This is a genomic window from Ignavibacteria bacterium, assembly GCA_041649015.1.
Taxonomy (GTDB): Bacteria; Bacteroidota; Ignavibacteria; order Tepidaquicellales; family Tepidaquicellaceae; genus CAIKZJ01.
The window spans coordinates 25,244-51,387 of record JBAZNU010000009.1 but is presented as its reverse complement, the minus strand read 5'-3'; the positions used below and the strand labels follow the sequence as shown (position 1 = coordinate 51,387).

The 26,144-nt window shown below is 34.1% G+C and carries 18 protein-coding genes and 1 tRNA gene; 9 read left to right on the top strand and 10 right to left on the bottom strand.

What is annotated here, in order from left to right:
- Positions 1-195: 195 nt before the first annotated feature.
- The 3 genes from WC644_12735 (at position 196) to WC644_12725 (ending at position 7,495) form a co-directional block, all read left to right on the top strand.
- On the top strand, positions 196-1,704 hold the full coding sequence (locus tag WC644_12735) for a T9SS type A sorting domain-containing protein (GenBank protein ID MFA5012801.1): 1,509 nt from the start codon (positions 196-198) through the stop codon (positions 1,702-1,704).
- A gap of 346 nt (positions 1,705-2,050) precedes the next feature.
- Complete coding sequence (locus tag WC644_12730; GenBank protein ID MFA5012800.1) at positions 2,051-5,320, top strand: T9SS type A sorting domain-containing protein; 3,270 nt, start codon at positions 2,051-2,053, stop codon at positions 5,318-5,320.
- A gap of 69 nt (positions 5,321-5,389) precedes the next feature.
- Positions 5,390-7,495 carry a YCF48-related protein gene (locus tag WC644_12725; GenBank protein MFA5012799.1) on the top strand — a complete coding sequence of 702 codons (2,106 nt, stop codon included), beginning with the start codon at positions 5,390-5,392 and terminating at the stop codon, positions 7,493-7,495.
- A gap of 79 nt (positions 7,496-7,574) precedes the next feature.
- Here the strand turns inward: WC644_12725 and WC644_12720 are convergent, their stop codons facing one another.
- The 3 genes from WC644_12720 to WC644_12710 all read right to left on the bottom strand — a co-directional run bounded on the left by WC644_12720 (position 7,575) and on the right by WC644_12710 (position 11,692).
- On the bottom strand, positions 7,575-10,559 hold the full coding sequence (locus WC644_12720) for a choice-of-anchor D domain-containing protein (protein MFA5012798.1): 2,985 nt from the start codon (positions 10,557-10,559) through the stop codon (positions 7,575-7,577).
- A gap of 214 nt (positions 10,560-10,773) precedes the next feature.
- Positions 10,774-10,859 (bottom strand) — tRNA-Leu (locus WC644_12715).
- A gap of 65 nt (positions 10,860-10,924) precedes the next feature.
- The gene (locus tag WC644_12710; GenBank protein ID MFA5012797.1) at positions 10,925-11,692 is read right to left on the bottom strand and encodes a hypothetical protein; all 768 of its coding nucleotides are present in this window, start codon (positions 11,690-11,692) and stop codon (positions 10,925-10,927) included.
- 142 nt (positions 11,693-11,834) lie between these two features.
- Here WC644_12710 and WC644_12705 point away from each other — a divergent pair, with 142 nt between their 5' ends.
- A complete protein-coding gene (locus WC644_12705; GenBank protein ID MFA5012796.1) occupies positions 11,835-11,969 on the top strand; it encodes a hypothetical protein in 135 nt (44 codons plus the stop codon).
- A gap of 70 nt (positions 11,970-12,039) precedes the next feature.
- On the opposite strand, the gene WC644_12700 is transcribed toward WC644_12705, so the two are convergent.
- Positions 12,040-13,029, bottom strand: a complete 990-nt coding sequence (locus tag WC644_12700) for a VWA domain-containing protein (GenBank protein ID MFA5012795.1) — start codon at positions 13,027-13,029, stop codon at positions 12,040-12,042.
- Positions 13,030-13,230: 201 nt separating this feature from the next.
- Complete coding sequence (locus WC644_12695; protein MFA5012794.1) at positions 13,231-15,162, bottom strand: response regulator; 1,932 nt, start codon at positions 15,160-15,162, stop codon at positions 13,231-13,233.
- 391 nt (positions 15,163-15,553) lie between these two features.
- Between WC644_12695 and WC644_12690 the strand changes: the two genes are divergently transcribed.
- Positions 15,554-17,080, top strand: a complete 1,527-nt coding sequence (locus WC644_12690; GenBank protein ID MFA5012793.1) for an aromatic amino acid ammonia-lyase — start codon at positions 15,554-15,556, stop codon at positions 17,078-17,080.
- 83 nt (positions 17,081-17,163) lie between these two features.
- On the opposite strand, the gene WC644_12685 is transcribed toward WC644_12690, so the two are convergent.
- The 5 genes from WC644_12685 to WC644_12665 are packed head-to-tail and all read right to left on the bottom strand — an operon-like array spanning position 17,164 to position 22,102.
- A complete protein-coding gene (locus WC644_12685) occupies positions 17,164-18,498 on the bottom strand; it encodes an aminopeptidase P family protein (protein MFA5012792.1) in 1,335 nt (444 codons plus the stop codon).
- A gap of 15 nt (positions 18,499-18,513) precedes the next feature.
- A complete protein-coding gene (purF, locus tag WC644_12680) occupies positions 18,514-20,043 on the bottom strand; it encodes an amidophosphoribosyltransferase (protein MFA5012791.1) in 1,530 nt (509 codons plus the stop codon).
- Positions 20,044-20,050: 7 nt separating this feature from the next.
- Positions 20,051-21,139, bottom strand: a complete 1,089-nt coding sequence (locus WC644_12675; GenBank protein MFA5012790.1) for a CehA/McbA family metallohydrolase — start codon at positions 21,137-21,139, stop codon at positions 20,051-20,053.
- Positions 21,140-21,195: 56 nt separating this feature from the next.
- Positions 21,196-21,717 (bottom strand): hypothetical protein, encoded by a 522-nt coding sequence (locus WC644_12670; protein ID MFA5012789.1) that lies wholly within the window; start codon positions 21,715-21,717, stop codon positions 21,196-21,198.
- Position 21,718: 1 nt separating this feature from the next.
- On the bottom strand, positions 21,719-22,102 hold the full coding sequence (locus WC644_12665) for a DUF2085 domain-containing protein (protein MFA5012788.1): 384 nt from the start codon (positions 22,100-22,102) through the stop codon (positions 21,719-21,721).
- 288 nt (positions 22,103-22,390) lie between these two features.
- Between WC644_12665 and raiA the strand changes: the two genes are divergently transcribed.
- The 4 genes from raiA (at position 22,391) to WC644_12645 (ending at position 26,142) form a co-directional block, all read left to right on the top strand.
- Positions 22,391-22,705, top strand: a complete 315-nt coding sequence (gene raiA / locus WC644_12660; protein ID MFA5012787.1) for a ribosome-associated translation inhibitor RaiA — start codon at positions 22,391-22,393, stop codon at positions 22,703-22,705.
- 2 nt (positions 22,706-22,707) lie between these two features.
- Positions 22,708-23,751 carry an HPr(Ser) kinase/phosphatase gene (hprK, locus tag WC644_12655; GenBank protein MFA5012786.1) on the top strand — a complete coding sequence of 348 codons (1,044 nt, stop codon included), beginning with the start codon at positions 22,708-22,710 and terminating at the stop codon, positions 23,749-23,751.
- Positions 23,752-23,791: 40 nt separating this feature from the next.
- Positions 23,792-24,019: a DUF2795 domain-containing protein gene (locus WC644_12650; GenBank protein MFA5012785.1), complete on the top strand. Its 228-nt coding sequence runs from the start codon at positions 23,792-23,794 to the stop codon at positions 24,017-24,019.
- A gap of 89 nt (positions 24,020-24,108) precedes the next feature.
- The gene (locus tag WC644_12645) at positions 24,109-26,142 is read left to right on the top strand and encodes a BamA/TamA family outer membrane protein (protein MFA5012784.1); all 2,034 of its coding nucleotides are present in this window, start codon (positions 24,109-24,111) and stop codon (positions 26,140-26,142) included.
- The last annotated feature ends 2 nt before the right edge of the window (positions 26,143-26,144 follow it).

Below are 26,144 nucleotides of genomic sequence, written 5' to 3'. Positions count from 1 at the left end.
ATAGAACGCGGATTGACACGGATTGAGATTTTGGAGAATGAGGTTGTGGATTGTTGTGATTAGATCCCCGATAAAAACATTCGGGGATGACAGTTGTTGGGAAGGTGGATTGTTGTGATGAGATCCCCGATAAGAACATTCGGGGATGATAAAATAGAGAAATGACAATCTTTTAAAAATTTTAAATTATTAGGGATGAGAAAATTAATTGGGTTAATTTTGGTGGTTTTGTTTTTCTGTGTAATAAACGATACACAGGGACAGACGACATTCTGGGATAAGACGCAAAGAGTTACGAGCGGACATGTGGATAAGAATCCGACGTTTGACAGCAGAAAAACTATAAATCATGAATTGCTTTTTGTGTCATTCTTATTATTCGAGAGACACACGCCGCAGGGAGGTTCGAATATCTGTCATTTGAGATTCGGGTATGACAGCGCATTCAGCACAGTGGGGTATATTACAAGTGATTCGAACGTAATAAACAGGAATCAGAAATTTGCTTTTAAGTCAACATCCTGGGTTGCTGATTCAATCACAAATGCCATGGCTGTCTGGGAAAGAGTCGAGAACTCGAGAGTCAATATATACGGGAGTACATATTCGAACGGAAGCTGGTCAATGCCCTACCCTATTGATACAGGAGCAGGGAATAAAAGATCGCCAAACATTTCATACAACACACAAATATCGTCAATGAATTTTTATTGTGTTGTTTATGAAAAAGATGGTGATATAATATTTAAGAATTATGAGTCCACGACTCATCAAGTCCTGAACGCGACTAATCTCACTGAAACCGACACAACAATATGCAGGAATCCGAGAGTAAATTCTGTAGGCATGACACAACCATTATTTATAGCATACGAAAGACAAAAGCCTAACGGAGACTTTGCGATTTATTACAAGAAATCTGAAAGCAATTATGTGTTTACGGGAGATACGATTTCGACACTCGGAAATAACCGTAATGCAGATTTTATAAACGGATTTAATGATATATCTTTAGCATTTGAGACAAATTATTCCGGGAAGTGGGGCGTTTATGAATACCGAGAGAGTAATAGTAATAATACTACATTACTTCAGAATTCTGTAACGAATTACAGGAATTTAAAGAATTATATATATCCGATGATAACAAACTCGCCGATGCAGTTTTACTCTATGCTTACTTCTTATATTGGTCAAAGGGGAAATTCGACGAAAATCTATTCGACAATAGTATTAGCGCCTCCGATGGATTCAATTATTGTTGGTGATTCGACATCGGATTGTGTAATGACGATGAGTACAGGAGTGATAAGACTCGGTTCATGGACTGGAAGGTCATGGGTGGTTTATACGAAGGATTCTGCGGGATTTTCGATGCTTGAAACTGCGGGGAAATTAATTCCGTTAGGTGATGTGAGGATGACAGGCAGTGAGATACCCGAGAGTTATTCACTGGAGCAGAATTATCCGAATCCGTTTAATCCGAGAACAGTAATCAGCTTTCATCTGCCAGCGGTCAGTGAGGTGATAATAAAGATATATGATGTAAGAGGAAGAGAGGTTCAGACGCTGGTGAATGAAAAACTGAATCCCGGAACGTATGAAACAACATTTGATGGTTCAAATTATTCAAGCGGGGTGTATTTTTATCAACTGATGACGGAAGGGTTTTCAGAAACAAATAAAATGTTTTTGGTAAAATAAAAACACAGAACTTACCACTTTCACTTACAAAACATGAGAAATGGATTTAAAGGGAAATTAAATCTAAAATTACAAAATTATGAAAAGAAAAACCTTACTACTTATTTTTTCTGTTTTTCTAAAACTTTCATTTTTTATTTTACATATTAATTAAAATCAAAGGAGTATCAAATGGATACACCGCCAACTTACTGTTGGATCCATAATATTGAATTGTCTTGATCTTAAATTTTTATTAGTAATATATAGTGAGTTAAAAAGTAATATCAACTGAAATATATTTTTGGTTTCATTATTTTCATATAGCTTTATAAACTTATTGTAAATTTTAAAAACTAAAATAATTATGGATTACATTAATAAAAGAATTAAATTTGTCATAATAGCTTTATTATTACTTGCATTTGTTTATGACAATAATCTGCATTCATGTGCAACAAATGGAGAATTGGAGGTAACGAACAATACAACTCACCAAATAATTGTTCAAATATATCCAATAAGTATTGTTTTCAATAAAAGGAATACTAATAATTTATTATATTCTTATTCATTGAATACAATCTGTGCTGGGCCTATGCGAAATAATTATGATTACATAACTGGAGCAAGCAAATTCACTCCATCAATAACAGATAGGAAGTTTTATTATCTTTTGAATATTGGCGACGGGATTATTTCAACCTTAGATTTTGTTAAAGATGGGGCTACAAGTTGCGTTATAGGTCGGGGAAAATATAAAATAGAAGTTATCCATTTAAACAGATATGGAAACGAATACTACAGAGATACATGCACATTTGAATATGATTATTATGATGTTAATACTGAATCACCTGGTGATTTATGTATATCTGTTGGTAATAATACTTTTGAATATACATTCCTTAAAGCAACACCACCTTATAATAATACTGTAAATATGAATAATGGACCCGCATATCGCGAGATTCAATGCTGGAGGCCTAATGGACCTGACTCCGATGATGATGATGGAAGACCTAAAAGACTAAATGCCCTTAATAATAGTCCTTATGAAATGAAAGATGAGGATTTCCCGGTTGCAGATTGCAATTATGATAATTTTCCTATTGATTGTAGACTCCTTGCAAATAGAAATCATATAATACCTTGTTCTAATATTTATGGACAAAACCATGAATTTCCAATTAAAGAGGAAAATGGTAATTGGATTCATGATCCAAATATTTATGAAGATAGACAGGGGGATTTAAATTTGAATTTAAGGATAAAAAAACCCATTTCGACTTATCAAGATAATTCGTGGATATACAACTATCCATTAAAACATATGATCCCTTTAACTATTAATTCTCCTGCAACTTTATCATTCGACGAGGGCATTGTTTATACATGCAATCGTGGATATGAAGAAGGAGAAACTCCCTTCCCTTATGAAAACTCTAATTTTAATTTTACGGTTAAGAATGGAGCATTTTTAGAGATGCTTTTGAATTCTGGAATTATAATAAATTCTAAAACACATCTTATACTTGAAAATGGAAGTCATTTAAATGTTGTTTATAATAACAATACTTACAGACCACATATTTTTGTCAATGGAGGTGAATTTTGCAATCAAGGAGCTATAATTCAAGGAAGACTATGGATACGTTTTAATAATTATTTAATACCACAATGTGCTTCGTCACAAGATAATATTATATTTAATGATAGTATCAAGATCCAGTTAGCCGATAGTTGTGTTTTTGAAATCCCAAACAACAAATCATTAATAATTGAAGATCCCGAAACCGAATTAATATTAGATTCAAATAGTACGATAAAATTAGGAAATAATTCTAAATTAATTATCCGCAATGGAGCAAAAATATGTGCATCCTATGCTAAATTTGTATCTTTAAATAGTAATTCCACTTGGAATGGAATATTTATTGAAAATGCAGGAATTAGCTCTTTTAAAAATTGTTTAGTAGAAAACTCAACTAATGGTATAAGGGTAAATACCCAAACAACTTCACTTGAAACTATTTCTCAAAGTGTGGAAATTGTAAGTTGTACATTAAAAAATAGTACATCTTTGTTGTTTTCTAATGCTATTAATGTCACTAACTTTGCAAATATTTTAATTAAAGATAACTTAATTCAATCAACAAATATTACTAATGGATTTTCAAATGGTATTTCATTGGAGTATTGTCCCGCAGAAAATATAAATATCATTGGTAACAACATTAATAATTCATTGATAGGAATTAATGTTATTCAAACTTCACCATATTTATCTCGTAACCAAATTACGGGTACAAATAATTCAGATTATGGAATATTTCTGGATAATTCTAATGGAATAATTAAGAATAATAATGTTGATAATTTTAAGAGTTCGATTTGCATGTTTTATTCGTCACCATACTTATTAAAAAACAACTTTAATAATGCTACTATAAGTAATATTGAATTATATTCAAATTCATTTCCATTTATGGCACCGCTAATTTCCGGAAATAGTTTAAATTGGTTATCGGGTAATAATATTTTAAACGGATACCCTGAATCCTGTGGTATTTTATTTTCAGAAGAATCCTATCCGGGATTAGATAACGGCTATAATATTATAGTCGTTAATGGGGCATTATACATGAAAGGAACTTTACCATCAACATTAGATAGATTTTTACCTGGAACCTTGAATAATTGGCAGGATGAACAGCCAATAGAAAGTAAATTTTTAGTTGATAATGGTAATATAATTTATGACCCAACTTTTGATGGTTTAAATGTTCCAGGATATGACTCTTATGAATTATCCGACGTAGGGTTTGGATTAATGGATACCTTGTATATTAAAGATTTAAGTAATGCAACAGGGGGTGAGTTACTATTTTTACAAGCTTATAAGCTTGAAAAAGAAGGTCAGTTCAATCAAGCAATATTAAAATATAAACAATTAATAATTAAATTTAAAAACAGTATATTCGCATATAACTCTTTGGCACATATATTTAATTGTTTAGAAAAAAGTAAGTCAAACTATGGGCAGTACATTTCCCATCAAAATTATCTTATTCAAATTAAAAATAACAATAAATATTCAAAAGCGATTAGAGAATTAGCGGAAGATTTCATAATAAAATCAAAATTAAGGCGTTCTCTTATCGACGAAGCGATATCCGAATACAACGAAATTTACTTACAAAATCAAAACACACCGAAAGGGATTCATGCACTGATAAATAAGGAATCTTTGATTTCTATAAAGCAAGATACATTAAATGGATTATCAAATCCGTTAAGATATAATAATTTTCCTATATCTGAATTAAATAAAAAGAATTCGAAGAAAATAAATAATGGGAATAATGTACCGGATCATTTTAAAATGTTCGGAAATTATCCAAATCCCTTTAATCCACAAACAAATTTAAAGTTTGGTTTACCGATAAAATCATTTGTAACACTTAAGATTTATGATATATCCGGACAAGAAATTGAAACTTTAGTTGATGGGTATTTAGATGCCGGCTATCATACCCTGTTATTTAATGCAAGTAAATACTCAAGTGGTATATATTTTTATAAATTAGTAGCAGACAACAATGTTTTCTCGGGTAAGATGGTTTTGATCAAATAAGAAATATAGATCAAGTCCCGAAAACAATTCGGGACTTGATATTTATATAATTTATATACATTTTAAAATATGAAAAATATATTTGCAATAATTGTTTTTCTAATATTAACCGCTAATGATGTTTACCCTCAATCTGGCTGGATTATGCAAAGTCCTTTGCCGACCATAACTGCACTTGTTTCTGTTAAATTTATTGATAATAATACCGGCATATCAGTTGGCTCGGTCGGTTCAATAATTAAAACTACAAACGGAGGCGCTAATTGGAAAAATATAAATTCCAATACTACAAAATATCTGCGACACCTTGTTTTTATTAATTCGACTTCGGGTTTTGCAATTGGTGATTCTTCTATCATTATTAAGACTACTAATGCAGGCGAGAATTGGAGTATCTCTTACAATTCAAATTCAAATTATGGGATTCATTGTATATCTTTTATAAATAATAATACAGGATATGCTTATCAGGATAACAGTAATGTAATTATGAAAACAACAAACGCCGGAAATAACTGGAGTACAATTAATACAGATTTAATGATTTCTTCTCTTTATCAGGTGTTGTATTTTCAGAATGAAAGTACGGGAATTTGTTGTCTTGGAGACAATATTTTAAAGACAACAAATGGAGGAATAAACTGGATTGCAAAAAATTTGTATCCATATATTGCATCATGTGCATATTTCTTTAATCAGAACACAGGGTTAGTAACCGGGTCTAACGGCAATGTTTTAAAATCAACTGACGGCGGTGATAATTGGTTCTTTCTTACACAAGTATCTCCAGCTAGTAACATTAAAGATATAAAATTTTTAGACTCTCTCAACGGGTATCTTTTCAGCAGAGAAATTGGATTAGTTTACAGAACAACTGATAAAGGCAATAGCTGGACAGCATTAATGGGTTCAGCATATTCTGGGAATCTTTCGTTTGATTTTTCTGATATCAATACTGGTTACATTAATTCAGCTCAGGGAAGAATTATCAAAACAACCAATTCAGGTATAAACTGGAATGTGATTTCTTCGGGTACACGAAACGAATTATTCTCAGTTCATTTTGCTAATGCAAACACAGGATTTGCAGTGGGCGATAACGCAATAGTAAAAACAACTAACGGCGGAAATTATTGGACAAACCTTAACGGTGGTGGTCACTTTGTATATGTGCATTGTTTAGATTCAACTACTGTAATTGCGATTTCTTGGAGCAATGTTCAGAAAACAACAAACAGTGGTTTGAACTGGGTAATAAAAGAGAGTGGCATCCCTCCTACTTTAAATGCTGCTTGTTTTATTAACAATACGGGATATTATAATGCAGGAACTGTGATCGGAAAAACAACAGATGGCGGAGAAACCTGGCAGCATATAACTACAGAAATAGGAGGTTTTGATAAAATGTTTTTCCTTAACGAAAACACGGGTTTTGCTGGACATTTGGGTCCTCACTTATTTAAAACTATTAATGGGGGTCTAAACTGGAATTTGATTTATGACGGTGGTTTAGATGATGATGTTAGATCAATCACTTTTTTTGATTCTCTTAATGGAATATTAATAACCGATAGATATAATATTAAAACAACAAATGGTGGAATTAACTGGACTGCTAAAGTTTTACCATTAAGCGGCAGAATAACATCATCATACGCAGTAAATTTTAATAACTGGTATATATCATTAGGAAGTTCAATTCTAAAGACAACAAACAGTGGTCAAAATTGGATTACACAGCCACTAAGTGTAAATCGTCAAATAAATGATATATATTTTCTGGATACATTGACAGGTTATGCGGCAGGTTACTTAGGAACAATATTTAGAACTACTGACGGTGGCGGTCAAGTGTGGATAAATAACATTAATGAAAATATTCCTGACAAATATTTTCTTTATCAGAATTATCCGAATCCGTTTAATCCTGTGACGAGGATAAGATTTGATGTGATGAGATCCCCGATAAAAACATTCGGGGATGACAATATTTTGGTAGTGTTAAAGGTGTATGACGTGATGGGTCGTGAGGTGCAGACGCTGGTGAATGAGAGGGTGCAAGCGGGAAGGTATGAGGTTGATTTTGATGGTACGAGGTTAAATAGCGGGGTGTATTTTTATCAACTGCGGGCTGGAGACTTTAGAAAGACGAGGAGGATGATTCTTTTAAAGTGAAATAGTTATGAAGTTATGGAGTAAAAAGAGCCGGAAAGTATAACCTCTTCGGCTCTTTATAAACACATGTTATTCTTTTTTATTTCAGCACTATCATTTTCTTTGTTTCTCTGTAATTACCTGCGGACAAAATATAGAAATAGACTCCGTTGGAATAATTTTTCACATTCCATTCGGTTTGATACTCTCCTGCCTCGAGCCTTTCATTAACCAAGGTTTCTATTTCCCTTCCCTGCAAATCATAAATTATTAATTTAACATTACCTGCTACCGGCAGCTGAAAACGTATGGCAGTAGAGGGGTTAAAAGGATTAGGATAATTCTGTTCGAGTTTATATTTATCAGGAACATTATTACTTATTGTCTGAACACCCGGAGTCAGGAAACTTCCTCCTGAAAAACAAATAATTCTACCGTCGCGACTACCTGCAACAAACTCATCAGAACATCCGAATGAATTTATACCGCGTAAACTCTTAAGTGATGAGACTTTTTCTGCAGCTGTAGCGGGTCCGCCAGAACCGAATGAATATTCGAATAAAATGCTCCCTGTTTGGAAATTGCAGACGTACACGTGGTTAGCAAAAGTTGCAGCAACGACATTGGGTGTATAAAATTGACCATAATTCAACTGACAAACTCCGAAGACATAAGAATTATCAAGCGGATTTGACCATTGAGAAGTAGATGTAACCGGATCAATCAGGTGCAATGTTTTAGCTCCCGAAACCATTACACGATAAATGTTATTTCCAAAATTATAATCCTGCATAATTTTCATGTTTCCGTTTACACTATTTCCGAGATTCCTTGACCATATTTCCTGTCCTGTTGAACCATTTAAAGAAAGGATTTTTCCGTTGAATCCTTCAAATCCAAGAAAATCCCTTATCGTATCGGCATTAATACTATTTACATCGCTTAATTGCCATACAACATCTGCACTTGAGTATGTCCAGAGATTAGTTCCAGTATTATTGAAACCTCTTACTGCATAAGGACCATAATTATTATGAACCGAAACGGCACCTCCGATTTGATTATTTGCTACGTCCATAAGAAATTCCCAATCGGTCTGTGAATTCTGAAATATCACATTACCATTAATGCCGTTCAGGCAGTAAACTGAGCGCCTTCCGGGTGTTGCAGGCTCGCCCGTTCCGCTTGCTGATGCAAGAACATCTTTTATTCCATCACCATTATAATCCTTGTCAACGCGAATACCATTAATTGCGCCCTGATTCGAGGATGTAGAATCACCGAATACCCAAATCATTCTACCTGTTCTGCCGGAAATTGTATAAACATTTTCATTACCAGCACCACAACCAATTACAACATCCTGAATACCGTCGCCGTCAATATCATCCCGGATTTGCATTGCCTCCTCATAAGTCACTGACCCAATATTACTGGAAGATGAGTATGTATTGAAAATCCAGAGTATATCAGAAGTAACAGAAGAATTTCCGTTAAAACAAATTGTTTGATAATTATCAGTGGCTACGAGAATATCATTATAACCGTCCGCGTTAACATCGTTAATTTGCTTTATGCTAATGGGTTTGTAATTGTTATAAACAGAGTTCGGGTTATCGGGAATTACTCCCTGCCACAGAATTGTACCTAACTGATATTGTGAAATGATAACACTCCCTGAAAGCGGTATATAAGCTGTGGGTAAATTTATTGAGTTTGAAATTATTTTTACAGAATCTTTATAATTTCCAACTTGATTCGGATTATACCAAATTCTAAACGATTGGGTTTTTTGGGTATCGATTACGACAGGAAAAGTCAAACCAACAGTATCTAACCTAAAACGATTTGAAGCCAAGGTAATAGAATTAATTACTAAAGGAGCATTTCCCCTGTTTGATATCGGAAGGGTAAAACCGCACAAAGAATTCTGCCTTCTTTCGCCATAGTTGTAACTTGTAATTGGAAAATAAGCGAATGAACCAGTATAAATTCCTCTACCTTTTAATGAAATATTTTTTATTGGAGTTGCCGGATCATTGCTTGATAAAGATAACACAGCTGAATCATTTCCAAAAACAAGAGGAGAGAATGATAAGGTATAACTTTTAGACTGCTGAGGGATTAAGGTATCGGGAACGGAATTCTGCTGTATTCCAAATCTTGGGTTGTTGAAATTTTTTCCGGTGATTATTAGATTCGATGTACCGTTATTTGTCACTAATAAATTACGTGTAGTAGTTGAACCTATTAAAGTATTTCCGAAATCGAAGTTTACCGATGAGGCAGTAATAATAGGTGTTCCACCGCCGGTCAATCCGTACTTATAAATATTTCTGTATGGATAAACATTATTACCTACTCTGTATGCGACTAACCACAAATATTGTCCGTCCCAATGTAAACCTTTTGGGTCGCAGTCATTATCAGGGTCGGGTGCAGAGAAAGAGAACAATGTATCACCAATAGCTTTTCTGAAACCATAAATACGTTCAGCATCTCCCTGAAAACTACTCGTTACATAAAGAATAGTATCACCTTTAACAGCGATACCATATACTTGCCTGCCTCTTAAAGGAATAGTATCTACGAGAGTTTTTGTAGATAAGTTCATTTTATAAGCATAAGAATAAGGATAAGAAGCATAATCAGGATAATAAGTTGAGAACCAGAGATAATTACCGTCAAGAGCAACACCGCCAATCCCTTGTGCGTAGGAACCAGTATAGATACTGTCAATTTTCGCACCGGCAAGATTTATTTTATATAATCTTGCTCCAGAAGAGCGGTAAGATTCTGCAATCCAAAACCCGCTTCCATCCCACGCCAAACCATGATTAAATGTTAAAGAAGTTGTTAGACTGTCAACTAAAACTCCCGTTTTTGTAATTTTAAATAATTTGGAAAAGGGATAAGAAGTCCCGCCGGTATAATCCGAGCCTGCCCAAAGAGTATCGTTTTTTACAGTTATACCCCAGAAATAATTATAAGGACTATAGTACGGGAAGGGATATGAATTTATTAATGTTTGTGATTGTAACAAACCTGAAAAAACAAGTAAAAAAATTAGAATCGTTTTTTTCATAATAAGGTATTAGTTACATAAATATAATTCTATTTAATTTGAAATAATCTGTAAATATTAAGAACTGTTTGGAAGGAATGGTTTAAAGGGATAAAAATAAAAATGACTCTGAGGATTACACCTGAGAGTCATTTGTGCCCGCAATCGGAATCGAACCGATACTTCTTATTAGAAAATAAAAATGACTCTGAGGATTACACCTGAGAGTCATTTGTGCCCGCAATCGGAATCGAACCGATACTCACCTTGCAGTGAACAGGATTTTAAGTCCTGCGCGTCTACCAGTTCCGCCACACGGGCTATAGGATTACAAAGTATGCAATTTTGAGATTGTTTTCAATGTACAATAGATTTGTTAAAACTGATTAAAAGTTTATGTACATTTTTGAAGTAATACCGATGAATGTAATATTTGTGGAAGTGTTCATAGCAAGAGGAGAGAAGGCATTTCTCTGGGGAAAGAAATTAGTGACTTTTATTTCGGTTTCGTTACTAAGATAATCACTGACCGAAAAGCTCATACCGACAGCAAGCTTAATACCCTGAAGCCATTTAGCGTCAGACACTCCGTATACATAAGACCTGTATCCGTGGTAATTATAACCATAGTTAATGTCTTCTCTGACCCTATCCATTGATTCAGTAGTATACTGCATACCATATCCACCCGAGATATACATGGAATAATTCTGCCTACCGAATGGATACACTTTCAAGTTTAAAAACAAAGGAACGGAGTACATGTAAGAGTTTTCCCACTTTTCCGTATAACTTCTTTGACTTGTAATAACGGTCATATAGTCTCTGTGAGGTTTACCGTTTATATGCCATATAAAAGAAGATTCAAAGTTAACAGACAAATTATCAGTAATCCTGAAATCCATACCAAGGTCAAATTCAAGGGGGCTTAAGAAACTATTATTGTAGTTGTTATTATAATAATAACCATTGTTACGATAGTAATCATCGTAATAATCAGAGTTATAGAATGACATGTAATAAGCACTCCCAAAGTCAGCACCTGCGTAAGTGCCGAGAGTAGCACCGATAGAAATTCCGAACGGCAGATCATTTCTTTGAGCAAAGAGACCCGAAGTAATAAACATCAAAAATAAAAGTGACAGAATTTTCATAGTTGTAATAATAATGCTTATACATTTCAAACACAATAAATAAAATTTTGTTCCAAAAGATTATGAAATTCGCATAAGAACCTTCATCTATTAATAACCAACATTAAGCACAGTTTTGGCTCTATATAATAGACATGAAAATATGAAACAAAGTTTAACAGCATATCAATTTATGCTTTTCACATATAAAGTAAACTCAGAGAATAAAATATTTATTCTTACGAGCAAAGCAGAATTACCGGAACATACGATGACTGATAAGGATTTGATACCTTAAGAAGAATGGAGGTTAAATAAAAAAGGCATTCTATATTACAGAATGCCTTTAAATTATAGATAAGATTTAATTACAAGATATTATAAGTTTTTGTAAATGATGATTTCATTCCGTTGAAACTAATTATTATGGTTACCCTAACTAATGTACCAGTAGGAGGTAATGTACTTGCCGGCCAATTTATGTCCATAGAATAGGAACCTGAAATCTGACCTTTAATAGTATTATACACACCCGTTAATGAAGAAGAACAAGTTGCATCGGGTTTAGCCCAGAAGAAGAATCCGCCAGTTGTATCAGCAATATTTCTCATATCTCTTGCAAGAGAATTTGTAGTATCGTTATACAAGAAAATAGAGTAAACAGGAATAGCGTTATTCAGAGCTGTACTAATCATAGTAGCTCTTGATACTGATGAAGCATTTTCACCACCGTCAGTAAAAGCAATAACAGCTTTAGTGTACGACGTTCCACTCACAGGTATCAGGTCGGTTGTTCCTTTGTAAATAGACTGATATAAAGCAGTACTTCCACCGAGACTAAAATTACTGTCAACAGCGTTAATAAGCAGAGCTTTATTGTTGGTAAAAGGTTGAGCTACGATAACCACATCGTCGAATTTAATAATTTCGGACTGGTCATTTGAGCCCATAGCGTTTATGTATGTTTTTACACCATCTTCCATACACTGAATCTGAGAAGAACCCATGCTTCCACTGTAGTCCATAGTAACGGCACCAGAGACATTTTTTCCTGAACCAGTGTTTGAAGTAACAGTAACCGCACCCGCGACAGAATCCGCAACCTTAGCAGGCCATCTCATGTATGCTGTTACATTTGAACCAGAAATACCCGAAACCGGTGCACCATTTTGGTCAACAACAATTAGAGTACCAGTTGCATTAGTACGAGTATTCTGCTGAATGGTACCGTTCGCCTGAATAGATGTAACATCACTTGGGGGAACAAGGGGATTTTCATCTTTGTTGCAGGATACATAAACTATGCTGAGAGATAAGATTATCAGCAGCACAATTGCTGAATTAGTGTACTTTTTCATGTTTAGTCCTTTCTATTATTTAGTGTTAAACTTGTAATAAATGTAATATAATTTTTTATTAAAATAAGCAGAAGAAATAATTAATACAACATAATAATTTTCTTTCTAGAATGATTATGGCACGACTATTGAATATCAAAAGCATTGAAGGTACATTTTTTCATATTATCAAAAGAAAAAGTGACTATAAATATCATTATTTCAACTTTTTGCTCTGTTTTTAACGGTAATTCCAAATTTTTTGATAGTATCGAATAACAATTCTCTCTGGATAGGTTTAGTTACATATTCATTACAGCCTGCATGGATACATCTTTCATAGTCTCCTTTTTGAGCATAGGCAGTAACAGCAATAATGGGTATATCTTTATTTGTTTCCCTGATTTTCTTAGTGACTTCTATTCCATTTAGAACAGGCATTTTTATATCCATCAAAATAAGTTGAATATCAGGATTTGCGTTAAACAATTCAAGAACCTCTCCACCGTCTTTAGCATGAATTAATTCGAAATAATTCTTCAGGATAGTCCGTAGGTAGAAGAAGTTAAAATCATCATCCTCAGCTATAAGAATAACAGGAATTGAGTTACAAATTATTTCGGATTTCTTATTATCAATTGAATTTATAGGTTCTTTATTATTACAAGGAATAGTAAAAGTAAAAGTACTGCCGATTCTTTTTTCGGAATCAACTTTAATTGAGCCTCCGAGTATTTTTATAAATCCTTTCACAATAGCAAGTCCAAGACCGCTGCCTTCATAACCTCGAGACGAGGATGAATCTTCCTGCATAAAATCATCAAAAATAATAGCAAGGACATCTTTACTTATTCCAACACCTGTATCCTTAACATACAATTCTACAAAACCCTTTTTCATTTCACCGCCAAGAATGACTTTCCCCTTTTGGGTAAACTTAAGGGCATTATCAATAAGATGCTGAAAGACCTTACTCAACAATTCTCTGTCAACATCAATATTAATACTCCTTAAATCCGGAGGGATATTAAATTCAAATTTTATTCCCTTTTTCACAAAAAGCGGCTTATTCAAGTTGTATATCTCATCGAGTAAATCAATCAGTTTAAACATTGTATTATCCACACTAACACTACCTGAGGTGATAAGCGAAATATCCATATAATCAGTAATAGTCTGAATGAGTCTTTTACTGCTGCTATCGATGATATCAAAGTAAGATTTTCGATCATCATCTGTGATATCAGGTTCAAAAAGCAAAGAAGAAAAACCAAGAATTCCATTTAACGGAGTTCGTATTTCATGGGATATATTGTTCATGAAAGCAGTTTTAAGTTTATCGCTTGCTTCAGCTCTTTCCTTCTCTTTTATAATTTCAGATTCAATATTTTTCCTATCCGTAATATCAGTAATAGTACCAATGTAGCCAATAGTTTTCCCGTCTGTGATTTCAGGTACAGTATTAGCAATGACCCAACCAACATCGCCATCCGATTTTAAAAATCTCAACTCAACAGAAGAGCCATGATTATCAAACAAACCAGATAATTTTTCTTTATCTTCGGGATGAAGTACTGAAGTCCAATTTAGATCCATTGAATCAGCAGATTTAAGTCCAGTTAATTCGGACCATTTCGGATTAACATAAGTAACGCAACCATCAACTTTAGTACGAAAAATACCGACAGGAGACGCTTGGGCAAGATTTTGAACAAACATCTGACTATCCCGTAAATCTTTTTCAATCTGAAGTCTATTAATTCTCTCTTTTTTGATTTTCAATGCGTTTACGAAAGCTGTCGGAAGGCGGTGCAGTCTTTCTTTAACAACATAATCCCAAGCACCGAGTTTGATTGAATCAGCAGCATGTTCCTCAGTCAAAGAACCGGTAGAAATTATAAAAGGAAGATTCTTATCATGTTCAATGGTCAATGCAAGAGCCTCGAAACCGTTGAATTGAGGCAGGTTAAAATCGCTTATTACAATATCGGGAATGAAATCTTTTAATGAATTTATGAAATCGTTTTTGCTGTTTACAGTTTTAAAAATCAAGTTGGCTTCGATATTATGAGATAATTCGATTTTAATGAGGTTCGAATCATTTATGTTATCTTCAAGAATAAGTACTTTGTAAGAATCTTTAGTGTCCGGCATATTAATAGGTTGAATAATTTTAATTCATTTAAAAAATAAATGGGCTAAATACCGTTTGATGAAACGTACCGAATATCAGATCTCAAAATAAAATATTAAGAAATACTGTCCTCATGACCCAATTACGTATGAATTTAAGATAAGATATTGTTTATTTAAGGAAAATAAAAGAGAAAATTTTCAGATACATGAGTTAAGAAAAAACCTTTAAATGTAAGACTTGAGATGTTTATTCTAAAAGGAATAATTCATTATTGGCAATAAGAATTATTTAATACACGACAAATAAGAATTAGAACATTTTTAATACAAGAGTTAAGAAATTGAATTTTTAAGGTATCTTAATAATACTATATTTGTATAAATCAAAATACAAAAGAGGAATAATGTCATGCCAGTAACAGTAACAGGAAAGAATCTAAAGATAGAAGACGTCTACAACGTAGCAGTAAAGAACGATAAAGTTGAACTTCATCCTGATGCCATTGAAAGAATTAAAAAGTGCAGAGCATTTCTTGAGAAGAGAATAGAAGCCAAAGAAATCATGTACGGTGTAAATACAGGAATAGGAGAACTTGTAAACGTTGTACTGAATGAGAATGAAATAAAAGAGTTTCAGAAGTATTTAATCTACAATCATGCGGCAGGTATAGGAGAACCATTTCCAATTGAGATTGTAAGAGGCGCGATGCTTGCCAGGATTAATGTACATGCAAACGGTCTTTCCGGATGTAGACCGGAGATAACACAGACATACGTTGAAATGCTGAATAAAGGAGTAACACCGGTTGTATGCACGAAAGGCAGCGTAGGAGCATGCGGAGACTTATCCCCGATGAGCCAGATCGCACTTTCTTTGATGGGAGAGGGCGAATCTTTTTATGAAGGAAAGAGAATGCCAACGATTAAAGCGTTAAAGAAAGCGGGAATACCCGTACCCGGATTACAGGCACGTGACGGTCTATCGGCAATAAACGGCAGTAATGTTATGAATGCAATGGGGTGCCTGCAGGTTTACGAAATTGAAAGACTTTTAAAGCAAGCTGAGATAGCTGCAACTATGTCGTTAGAGGCACTTATGGCAAACCTTAAACCTTACGATGCAAGATTACATCAGTTAAGAGGATTCAGGGGTGCAATAACTTCAGCTGAAAATATAAAAAAGATGATTGAGGGTTCGGATTTACTTGGCAAGGTAAAGGTAAAAGTACAGGATGCATATTCGATGCGTTCGACTCCGCAGGTGATTGGTGCTGCAAGAGACCAACTGAGATGGACTCGCGAGCAGGTAGAGATAGAACTGAACGGGATAGGCGACAATCCGATTTTCATACCGGATGATGAAGTGGTATTAACCGGCGCGAATTTTCAAGGTTCACCGATAAGCGTACCACTTGATATGCTTGGTGCATCGCTTACAATGGTATGTGTACTTTCAGAGAGAAGATTAAACAGATTGCTGCATCCGGCATTAAGTGTTGGTCTGCCGGCATTTTTGACAAAAGGTGCCGGAATGTTTTCAGGACATATGCTGAGCCAGTACACGGCTGACATGCTAATTGTTGAGCAGAGAATACTATCTATGCCTGCTTCAATACAATCGATTCCTGCTGCTGCTGATCAAGAAGATTTTGTGAGTATGGGTATGAATACAGCTTTAAAGAACAGGCAGATAATTGAAAATGCATGGGGAATACTCGGGATAGAATATATTGCGGCAGCACAAGCCATTGATTTCAGAGATTACAGTGTAGGAAAAGGAACGAAGGCAGCGCATAGGGCAGTGAGGAAAGTAGTTGAACATCTTGATATTGACAGGCCGCTTTTTAAAGACCATAACAATATGATGGTTTGTGTGAAGAGTCATGATATATTGAAAGCAGTTGAGACAGAGATTGGTGAACTGAAAACTTATTAATAGAGGATTAATATTTACATAGCTAAATCAAAAGCCCGCGGTACTCACGGGCTTTTGATTATCAGATATAAATTAAAATTTGATTAACACATCAAATATTCAATATCCTCAATTTCTTTTGGCAGCGAATCAGACAGGACTTCACAACCATTTTTTGTTACGAGCACGTCATCTTCAATACGTACACCAATTTTTCTGTACTTTGCAGGAATCTCTTTAGCATCTTCAGGGAAGTAAATACCGGGTTCAACGGTAATTATACTTCCGACAAACAATTTATCAAAATCGTTATTTCCTATCTTTTTGTTTGCGACTGCATCATGTGTATCGAGCCCTATATGATGTCCAACACCGTGGAGAGTATATTTTGTAATGTCAAAACCTTTTTTAAGTAGTCCGAGTTTTTGCATTCCTTTCTTAAGCTGTTCTACTGAATACTTTTTTAAATCAGTGAGTTTGACACCGGGTTTTATTTTCTTAATGACAGCATACTGAGCATCGAGAACAATCTGATAAATTTGCCTTTGTTCTTTTGTGAATTTACCATTTACAGGAACTGTTCTTGTGAGGTCGCCGTTGTAATAATTAAACTCTGCACCAGAGTCTATCAATACAAGTTCTCCGCTTTTCAATTTATTTCTGTTGGTGTTATAATGAAGGATACATGAATTATTACCACCTGCAACTATCGTTTCAAAAGCGACATCCTGACAACCGAGCTGCTTATAATTATACTCAAGCAGTGTCTGCACCTGATACTCATACATACCAGGTTTGATTGACTGAATAGTGTTGTAAAACCCTGCAGCAGTAACTGTTGAAGCATATCTAACCTGTTCAATTTCAAAGTCATTTTTGATATTACGCATTTTCCCGAGAAGTAAATTATAATCCAATATTTGAACATTCGAAGACAGAGTAATGAAAGAAGATATAAAACTTTTAAGCTGTTCCTTTATTTCACCACGTATGAAGCCCATATCAAAGAGACTTAAATAAATTTTATTGTACTTATCTCTTGAGATTAAATCTGCGAGAACATCACCAAGTTTTGAATTAACAAGACCTGTATTAATACCGATTTCCTTAGTAACGTTTTCAAAACCAAGTCTTTTACCAATCCACGTTTCCTTCAAAGGGTCTTTCTTTTGAACGAACAAGATTTCTTTAGTTTTCACTTTCTTCCTCGATTTCTCATCGAACAGCTCCATACCACCGGGAGCGAGAAACAAAGCTGAATTCGGTTCATTAAAACCAGTGAGGTAATAGAAGTTTTTATTCTGCTTAAATTTATAGCTGTCGTCAAAAGAACGCTGAACATTAATTGCACTCAAAACGATAACCAATGAATTTTCATCAAGGATATTATTGAGTTTTTCTCTACGGGATTTGTGAAACAATTTTTGTGCTAATTCCATAATATTTTATTTGTTTTATTCGTCAAATTTTGTTTTCTCGGTTTCAATTTCAATAGGAATTGGATAATTTTTAGTGAAACATGCAGTACAATAGTCTGTTTTATCCGTCGTTTTAGGAACAGATTCCAGCAAACTCTCAACGGATAAGTAGTTCAGAGATTCAACACCAAGTGATTTTCGAATTGATTCAATATCGCAATTAAACTGATTTGCTATCAGTTCCTCTTTTGACGGGAAATCCATACCATAATAGCATGGAGAAACAATAGGTGGCGAAGTTATTCGCAGATGAATTTCTTTTGGTTTTGCTTGTTTTATTAAATCGACAAGGAGTTTTAGAGTAGTACCTCTAACGATGGAATCATCAACGATTACAACTTTTCTGTTAGCGAGAACACCTTTAACAACATTAAATTTGGTTTTAACTTTCATCTGCCTATGATCCTGTCCGGGTTCAATGAATGTCCTACCAACGTAGTGACTTCTTATCAGACCTATTTCGTGCTTAATATTTTTAGTCTTCTTTACACATTCATTGAAGTAGCCAAGCGTTGCTGTATTGGAAGAGTCAGGAACATTAATAATAATAACCTTTTTTTCTTTATCGTCAGCGGGATTGTCTTTATCCGGAGGCGGGTTTTCTATTGCAAGAGCAGCACCAATTTTCCTTCTGACCTTATCTACTTTCTCCTCGAATATCTGACTATCGGGACGGCTGAAATAGATATATTCAAAGATGCAATGCTTATATTTTGAAACCTTTTCAATATAGAATGATTTTACATTACCAGTTTTAATGACTTCATTATCGATGACAATTATTTCACCCGGTTCGACATCTCTAATATATTCAGCGTTAAGTATATCAAGTGAGGTAGTCTCTGATGCAAATATGTAACTATCATCAAGCTTACCCATTACAAAGGGACGAACCCCATAAGGATCCCGAGCAGCAATTAATTTATCGTCAGTCAGAATAACGACAGAATAAGAACCTCTAACCTGCCTAAAAACATCTAGTAATTGATGAATAAAATCATCTTCTTTACTACGAGCAAGAAGATGAAGCATAATTTCTGTATCAGTTGATGTCTGAAAAATGGTACCATCATCCTGAAGCATTTTTCTGAGAAAATTTGCATTGGTAAGGTTACCATTGTGGGCAAGTGCAAGATTTCCGTCTTTATAATTAACTTTAAAGGGTTGAATGTTATTCCGTTTATGAGAAGAACCTGTAGTAGAATATCTATTATGACCGATAGCTGAGGTCCCTTTAAGATTATTCACCAGTGTATCTTCATCAAATATTGATAAAACCAATCCGTGACCTTTATGAACATTGAACCTGTATTTATTTTTATCGGAAATAAATTCTGAAGCAACAATTCCTGCAGATTCTTGTCCTCGATGCTGCAAGGCATGGAGTCCATAATAAGTCATAATTGCAGATTTTGGATGATTAAAGATTCCAAAGACACCACAATTTGCCCTGACGGATTTATCATCCGATAAATAGATATCTTCGGGTAGTATGAATTCTTTCAATTAAATATCAGTTTTTTAAAATTCTTATATGATTAGAAAATATCCATGCTCTTCCCTCTTTCCAGCATTCAATCCGATAACAACCTTCATTATTAACATCCCAAATACCTCCAAATCCTTTTGACTCATGAATACATTCACCGTTTCGCATAACTTTAACAATAGCTTCTCCTGGAAGCAGGAAGTTCAGAACAACACTTTTTTTACCGTTATTTAATATAATATCGTCTCCCATCTGATAATTAACGCCATCGAATTCAGCAAAGAACCTAAAACCCTTTGCATCGCCGTTATAATAATTTGCGATGAATGAGCGTCCCTTTTTAAGAGCACCAATTATGCTGTTCTTATATGTATTAAAATTGTTATTATCTCCAAAAACAATTTTTTGGTCAATCAATACATGAGTACGAATGGATTTAAACAAAACCTTATATGGAAAGACCTCAACGTTATAAAATCCCATAAGGTTCATTTTATGAGCATGAGCATCAACACTTCCGACAGCTGGAGTATTCCTTTTAAGATTCAGTTCATCCCATTTTTTTACGGCCATTTTACACGGCTCAATAACAGACCTTAAAGGATGAATAAAACGATTAATTCTGTTAACTTCATTCAAACCTTCAACCCACTCACTCATGTGATTCCAAATCTCGATACCGTCAAAATCCTCAGTATTCCATTCTGTCCATGGATATGGGGGATGTTCGGGAAAGCTGCTCCTTTTTTCAAAAGGATGAGCAATAAAACCCACTCCACCTTTATTCCGGATTTCGCTAACATATTCAGAAGCACTTAATTTACAACCAAGTTCATTATTCTCAATCACTTTATAAGTTCCAACAAGTTCATCAAGACCAAAAACAAGATAGTGATTTTTATTATATACATCATTTAATTCATAACCAACTATAAACAAAGTATTGTTGTAAAACTTTTCATAGCCATCGGTTTTTGCCTGAATAGTATTATGGTCGGTAAGAATAAGGAAATCCAGTCCTGTTTCGTTAGCAGCCTGAGCAATATGATCGGGTGAACCCGTACCGTCCGAATATGTTGAATGAATATGTAGTACTCCAGAATATTCTTGCATGCAATAGTTTTATTAATAATTTAACATTGTTTGAAAATAATTGAAATATATTTCCATTATAACTTTGCGGTATTTTTATTTTTATTATTTACTATTGTTGCAGTAATTAAAGCACCAATAGCACCGAACAAAGGGTATATAATAAGGTTAGAAATAAACGTGAATACAGCAAGAGTTGGAGAATAACCATATTTATTGAATTCGTCAGCAAGAATACTAATCTGATTGTTTGCTTCGGGAGGAAGGTCTTTAACTAAGTCACCAAAAAATTTAAGCGATTCTGAGATAGGATTAACATCCGAATACATCATCGTTATAATATTGAATCCGCTAACAAAAACAGCGGACATAATACCACTGAAGACACCAATCAAGACAGCATCTTTATAAACGATAGCAGAATCAGGCTGCTGAAATTGTTTTTTTAATGACAAGACACCAGCTACACCACCCATCATAATACCGGCACAGAAAAGCAGGTTAATGAAATTTAATAATGGAGCGATAGATAACAATGACATCACTAAAAAACTAATCAGCACAGGTTTCAAGCGATTTAAGCCATCTTGTTCATTCATATTATGAGTCAAAAAATTTTATGTATATTTCGTTAGCAAAATTTATCGTGCCCGGAATCAGATAAAACGGAAGTAAAAAACCTATTAAAGCACCAGTCACGGATCTTGAAATAAAAGTATTTTTAATTATTTCTGAAATATCTAAAATAGCATCCAGGAATACAAACAAAGAAACAATCAATAAAATCCAGATTGAGGGGAGTTTTTTATTTTCAATCCCCTTAAGAAAAGGATAGAATACAACAGAAAGCAAAAATGCAAAATAAACAGAAGAACATCTTGAGCACACCGGGAGAGGATATCCAAAAAGAAAGAAAGATCTTTCTTCAATCTGATGACAAGTTGATGAAAAGAATGAATAACCAAACAAAGAAATATCAGCCAACTTCCCGCCCAAAGACTCCAAATAAGGAATTAGAACCAAACTGCAAGTCCATAAAAGAGTAACCGAAAGGAAAACCAGGTATATTTTTAGCGAAAATTTCAATAATTTTAAAACAATTTCAAGAAAACCGAGTATAATAATAAAAAAATCAAGAAGGAATATACAATTTTAACTATTTTATAGGATAAAAGCAACTTTATATTTTGTTTATTGCATAATTTTATATAGTTTTGCATATTGCAGAGTAAACCGTTCTTTAACATTTTATAAACTTTAAACTTTACAGATATGAAAATTCAAATCACAGCCAGACATTTCAAAGCTAAGGAATCAACACAAGATTACATTAAAACTAAGGTTGAAGAATTAAACAAATACAACGAAAATATTATTTACGCAGATGTGATTTTATCATATGATAAACCACCTGCAGACATAAAATACTGTGAAATCATTTTAAAGTTGAAGGAAAAAACATTAACAACGAAAGAATCATCGGGAGACTTTGATCGAGCAATAGATGCAGCCATTGAGAAAATCGGAGCACAATTATATAAAGTAAAAGATAAAAAGAAAAGAGACAAAAAAGCTAAAAAAATATAATATTGATAGATAGCCTCAAGAACATAAAACATATTAAGAAAGACAATATCACTGTTGAGTTTTTCTTTAATCAATGTAAAGACAGATTTAAACTTAAGAAAGCAACTAAATCAGATATTGATACCAAAAGGCTAATAACGGACAAAGATTTACACAGGCCGGGATTAGCCTTAGCGGGATACGTAGAATTGTTTTCGTTTACAAGAATACAGATATTCGGCAACACCGAAAACAGGTACCTTTCAAAACTCACCAAACAGGAGAGGATTAAGGTATTTAAGAAATATTTTTCGTTTAGTGTTCCATGTATTATATTTACGCACGGAAACAAACCCACTGCAGAAATACTTAAATATGCTGACAAGAATCGTGTACCAGTTTTTGTGACTTCTCATCATTCGACAACGCTGGTATCGCTGTTAAGTGATTTTCTGGATGATCAATTTTCAGTTCAGGCAGCTATACATTCTTCATTTGTTGATGTGTATGGCGTTGGATTATTATTTTGCGGATGGTCGGGAATCGGAAAGAGTGAAATTGCATTAGATTTAGTAGAGAGAGGACACAGGCTTGTAGCAGACGATATAACGATAGTATCCAAAAAATACGAAAATGTTCTGATGGGTTCGGGGACATCACTTGTAAAACATTTTATGGAGATAAGGGGACTGGGGATAATTGATATAAAGAGAATTTTCGGCATAAGAGCAATAAGATACCAAAAGAGAGTTGAGGTAATTGTTGAGCTTGAGCACTGGGACAGCGAAAAGGCTTATGACAGGACAGGTCTTGATTCCAAGATGATAAACGTACTGGGAGTTGATGTTGAGAAAATAAATCTACCCATTTTTCCGGGTAAGAATATTACTGTCATTGCAGAAGTTATAGCACTTAACTATCTTTGCAAGCATTACGGCTATGATGCCGCGAAGGTATTTGAAAAACAATTAGCCCAAAAGATAGAGAGCAATTCCAGAAACGGAAGGAACAAAGACAGCTTACGTTACGGAAGAAGCACTGAATATTTTGAACATGATTTTGAATAAGAAAATTTTAAAAATACTAAATTAACTTGGAGGTTATTTAATGGTCTGGACATTGGAGTTAGCATCATATCTCGACGATGCTCCATGGCCTGCAAACAAAGCAGAGCTTATAGATTACGCAACCAGAACAGGTGCGCCAAAAGAAGTTGTTGATAATTTAATAGATCTTGAGGATACTGAAGAACCGTATGAGAGCATAGAGGAAATCTGGCTCGATTATCCTACTGATGAGGATTTCTTTTATGACGAAGAAAATAAAGACTTCTAATCAATTTAGAAACAATTATTAAAGGTTAATGATTTTGAGTCTGTGAATTAAACTTCACAGGCTCATTTATTAAATAACAAGGATGTTTGTTGGACAGATTTTTACTATACTTAATAATATTTCTTTTTATTGCTAAATTTTCATATCCTCAAGATGAAGATGATGACTCATCGAATAAATTAAAACTCGATGAAGTTAATATTGAATTCAAAGATTCTGACATCTTCAGCAGAAGTGAAATATACAACATCATAAAAACAGGCAGTTCTGATTATTACAATGCTGAAGAATTTTCACTTGATGTACAAAGAATCGAGAAATTTTATTTTGATAACGGATTCATAGATGCATTCATCGACACTTCAACTAACATCAAAATCGAGAAGAACGAGATTTCGGTAAGTTTTAAAATAACAGCAAATTCCCCTTATCTTATATACAAGGTAAACTACACCGGGTTTGAGAATTTACCTGAAGATTTGCGTGCGAATCTATTTAAATCAGATGATATTGAAATTTATACAGGAGACAGGTACACTAAATCCGCTGTTTTGGCAGAAGCGGGACGAGTATTGAGGTTCCTTCAGAATAACGGATATTCATTTGCAAGCATGGAACCACCGGAGATTATGAAATATGAATCGAACAAACCGGAACTGGATTACAAACTCTCAATAAATTTAAAATATGAGACGGGATCAAGTTACAGATTTGGAAGAACCGTTATTGATATTGATAACAAGAAATACAATATTGATCTGGATGATATTATGTATGAGCTTGAATACAAAGAGAATGATATATATAGCAAAGAGGTACTAGTACAAAGTGAAAACAGATTAAACAGAATAGCAATACTTGAGAATGCAAGAATTGTCCTGTCTGATATTGATACTGTTAACAATAATATTAACTTTAAAATCGTCGGGTCAGTAAGAAATAAGTATGAAATACAGCCTGAGATATTAGCATATTATATTAGTAATTCGATGTTCGGTGGGATAGGGTTAACTTTTTCGGATAAGTATTTCTTAAAAGATCCGAGAACTTTTTCGATAAAAGCAAGAGCACTTGCAAACTCATTAGAAAACTACAGACTTGAATTAATCCTTGAATTATTTCAGCCGCATATATTTAACAATAATAAAATTACAGGCAGCAACAATCTAAGCACTGCGATTTTTTCAATTGACGATTTCAGAATTGAGGAAATAAAGAATAAGGCATCAATTAATTACGAACTGCCAAGACATACATATCTGAACAATCTTACATTAGACTGGAATCTTAAAAACCAGAGGGTAACTTTCAAATATCCATTGTTAGGATATAACGAAGATGATTCATCATTTTCAACAATTCCAACCGGAGCATTTGTAAACATATTCAGCTCAATTTTAGGACTTACACTTGTCCATTCCAGGATTGACAATTTCCAGTTTCCAACCGGTGGGATATATCAATCATTTCTGGTAGAAGAAAGCGGATTACTTGGCACAGCTATAAGTAAACTTTTTGACATCTCGACAGTTAATTACGTTAAACTGTCATTCATCAATAAATATTATATTCCGATAACGAGCAGGCCCGATAAATCGACAATTGCAACGAAATTCCTAATCGGAAATATATTTGAGTACGGAGATAATTCGCTAAAATTAAGTACGAGTGATGAGGATTATACGCTTGATGTTGTTCCGATTGACTCAAGATTCATTGCAGGAGGAAGTACGAGTGTAAGGGGATGGAATGCAAGAAAACTTGGAACGTTTGACGGTAGGGAAAACGGAGGTAATTTTATAGTTGAGGGAACTATAGAGCACCGGACAAGACCGTTTTATGATATGAAGGGTATAATAAAAGATTTCGGATTTGTATCATTCATCGATATAGGAAACCTTTGGTACAACATAAATGACTTTAGGCCTAATGATCTTGCGGTGGCAATCGGAGTAGGATTAAGATACTACACGATAGTGGGACCGGTAAGACTGGATTTCGGATTTAAGTTTTATGACTACGAGCCAGCACCTGGTACGAATACCTGGTTGTGGCAGAATAATATCACACAGATATTTCAAGACAAGTTTGCACTTCAATTTGGTATAGGAAACACTTTTTAGAT

Coding starts and splice junctions, on each gene's coding strand:
- WC644_12735 (MFA5012801.1), top strand. CDS start 196: ATGAGAAAATTAATTGGGTTAATTTTGGTGGTTTTGTTTTTCTGTGTA.
- WC644_12730 (MFA5012800.1), top strand. CDS start 2,051: ATGGATTACATTAATAAAAGAATTAAATTTGTCATAATAGCTTTATTA.
- WC644_12725 (MFA5012799.1), top strand. CDS start 5,390: ATGAAAAATATATTTGCAATAATTGTTTTTCTAATATTAACCGCTAAT.
- WC644_12720 (MFA5012798.1), bottom strand. CDS start 10,559: ATGAAAAAAACGATTCTAATTTTTTTACTTGTTTTTTCAGGTTTGTTA.
- WC644_12710 (MFA5012797.1), bottom strand. CDS start 11,692: ATGAAAATTCTGTCACTTTTATTTTTGATGTTTATTACTTCGGGTCTC.
- WC644_12705 (MFA5012796.1), top strand. CDS start 11,835: ATGAAACAAAGTTTAACAGCATATCAATTTATGCTTTTCACATATAAA.
- WC644_12700 (MFA5012795.1), bottom strand. CDS start 13,029: ATGAAAAAGTACACTAATTCAGCAATTGTGCTGCTGATAATCTTATCT.
- WC644_12695 (MFA5012794.1), bottom strand. CDS start 15,162: ATGCCGGACACTAAAGATTCTTACAAAGTACTTATTCTTGAAGATAAC.
- WC644_12690 (MFA5012793.1), top strand. CDS start 15,554: ATGCCAGTAACAGTAACAGGAAAGAATCTAAAGATAGAAGACGTCTAC.
- WC644_12685 (MFA5012792.1), bottom strand. CDS start 18,498: ATGGAATTAGCACAAAAATTGTTTCACAAATCCCGTAGAGAAAAACTC.
- WC644_12675 (MFA5012790.1), bottom strand. CDS start 21,139: ATGCAAGAATATTCTGGAGTACTACATATTCATTCAACATATTCGGAC.
- WC644_12670 (MFA5012789.1), bottom strand. CDS start 21,717: ATGAATGAACAAGATGGCTTAAATCGCTTGAAACCTGTGCTGATTAGT.
- raiA (MFA5012787.1), top strand. CDS start 22,391: ATGAAAATTCAAATCACAGCCAGACATTTCAAAGCTAAGGAATCAACA.
- WC644_12650 (MFA5012785.1), top strand. CDS start 23,792: ATGGTCTGGACATTGGAGTTAGCATCATATCTCGACGATGCTCCATGG.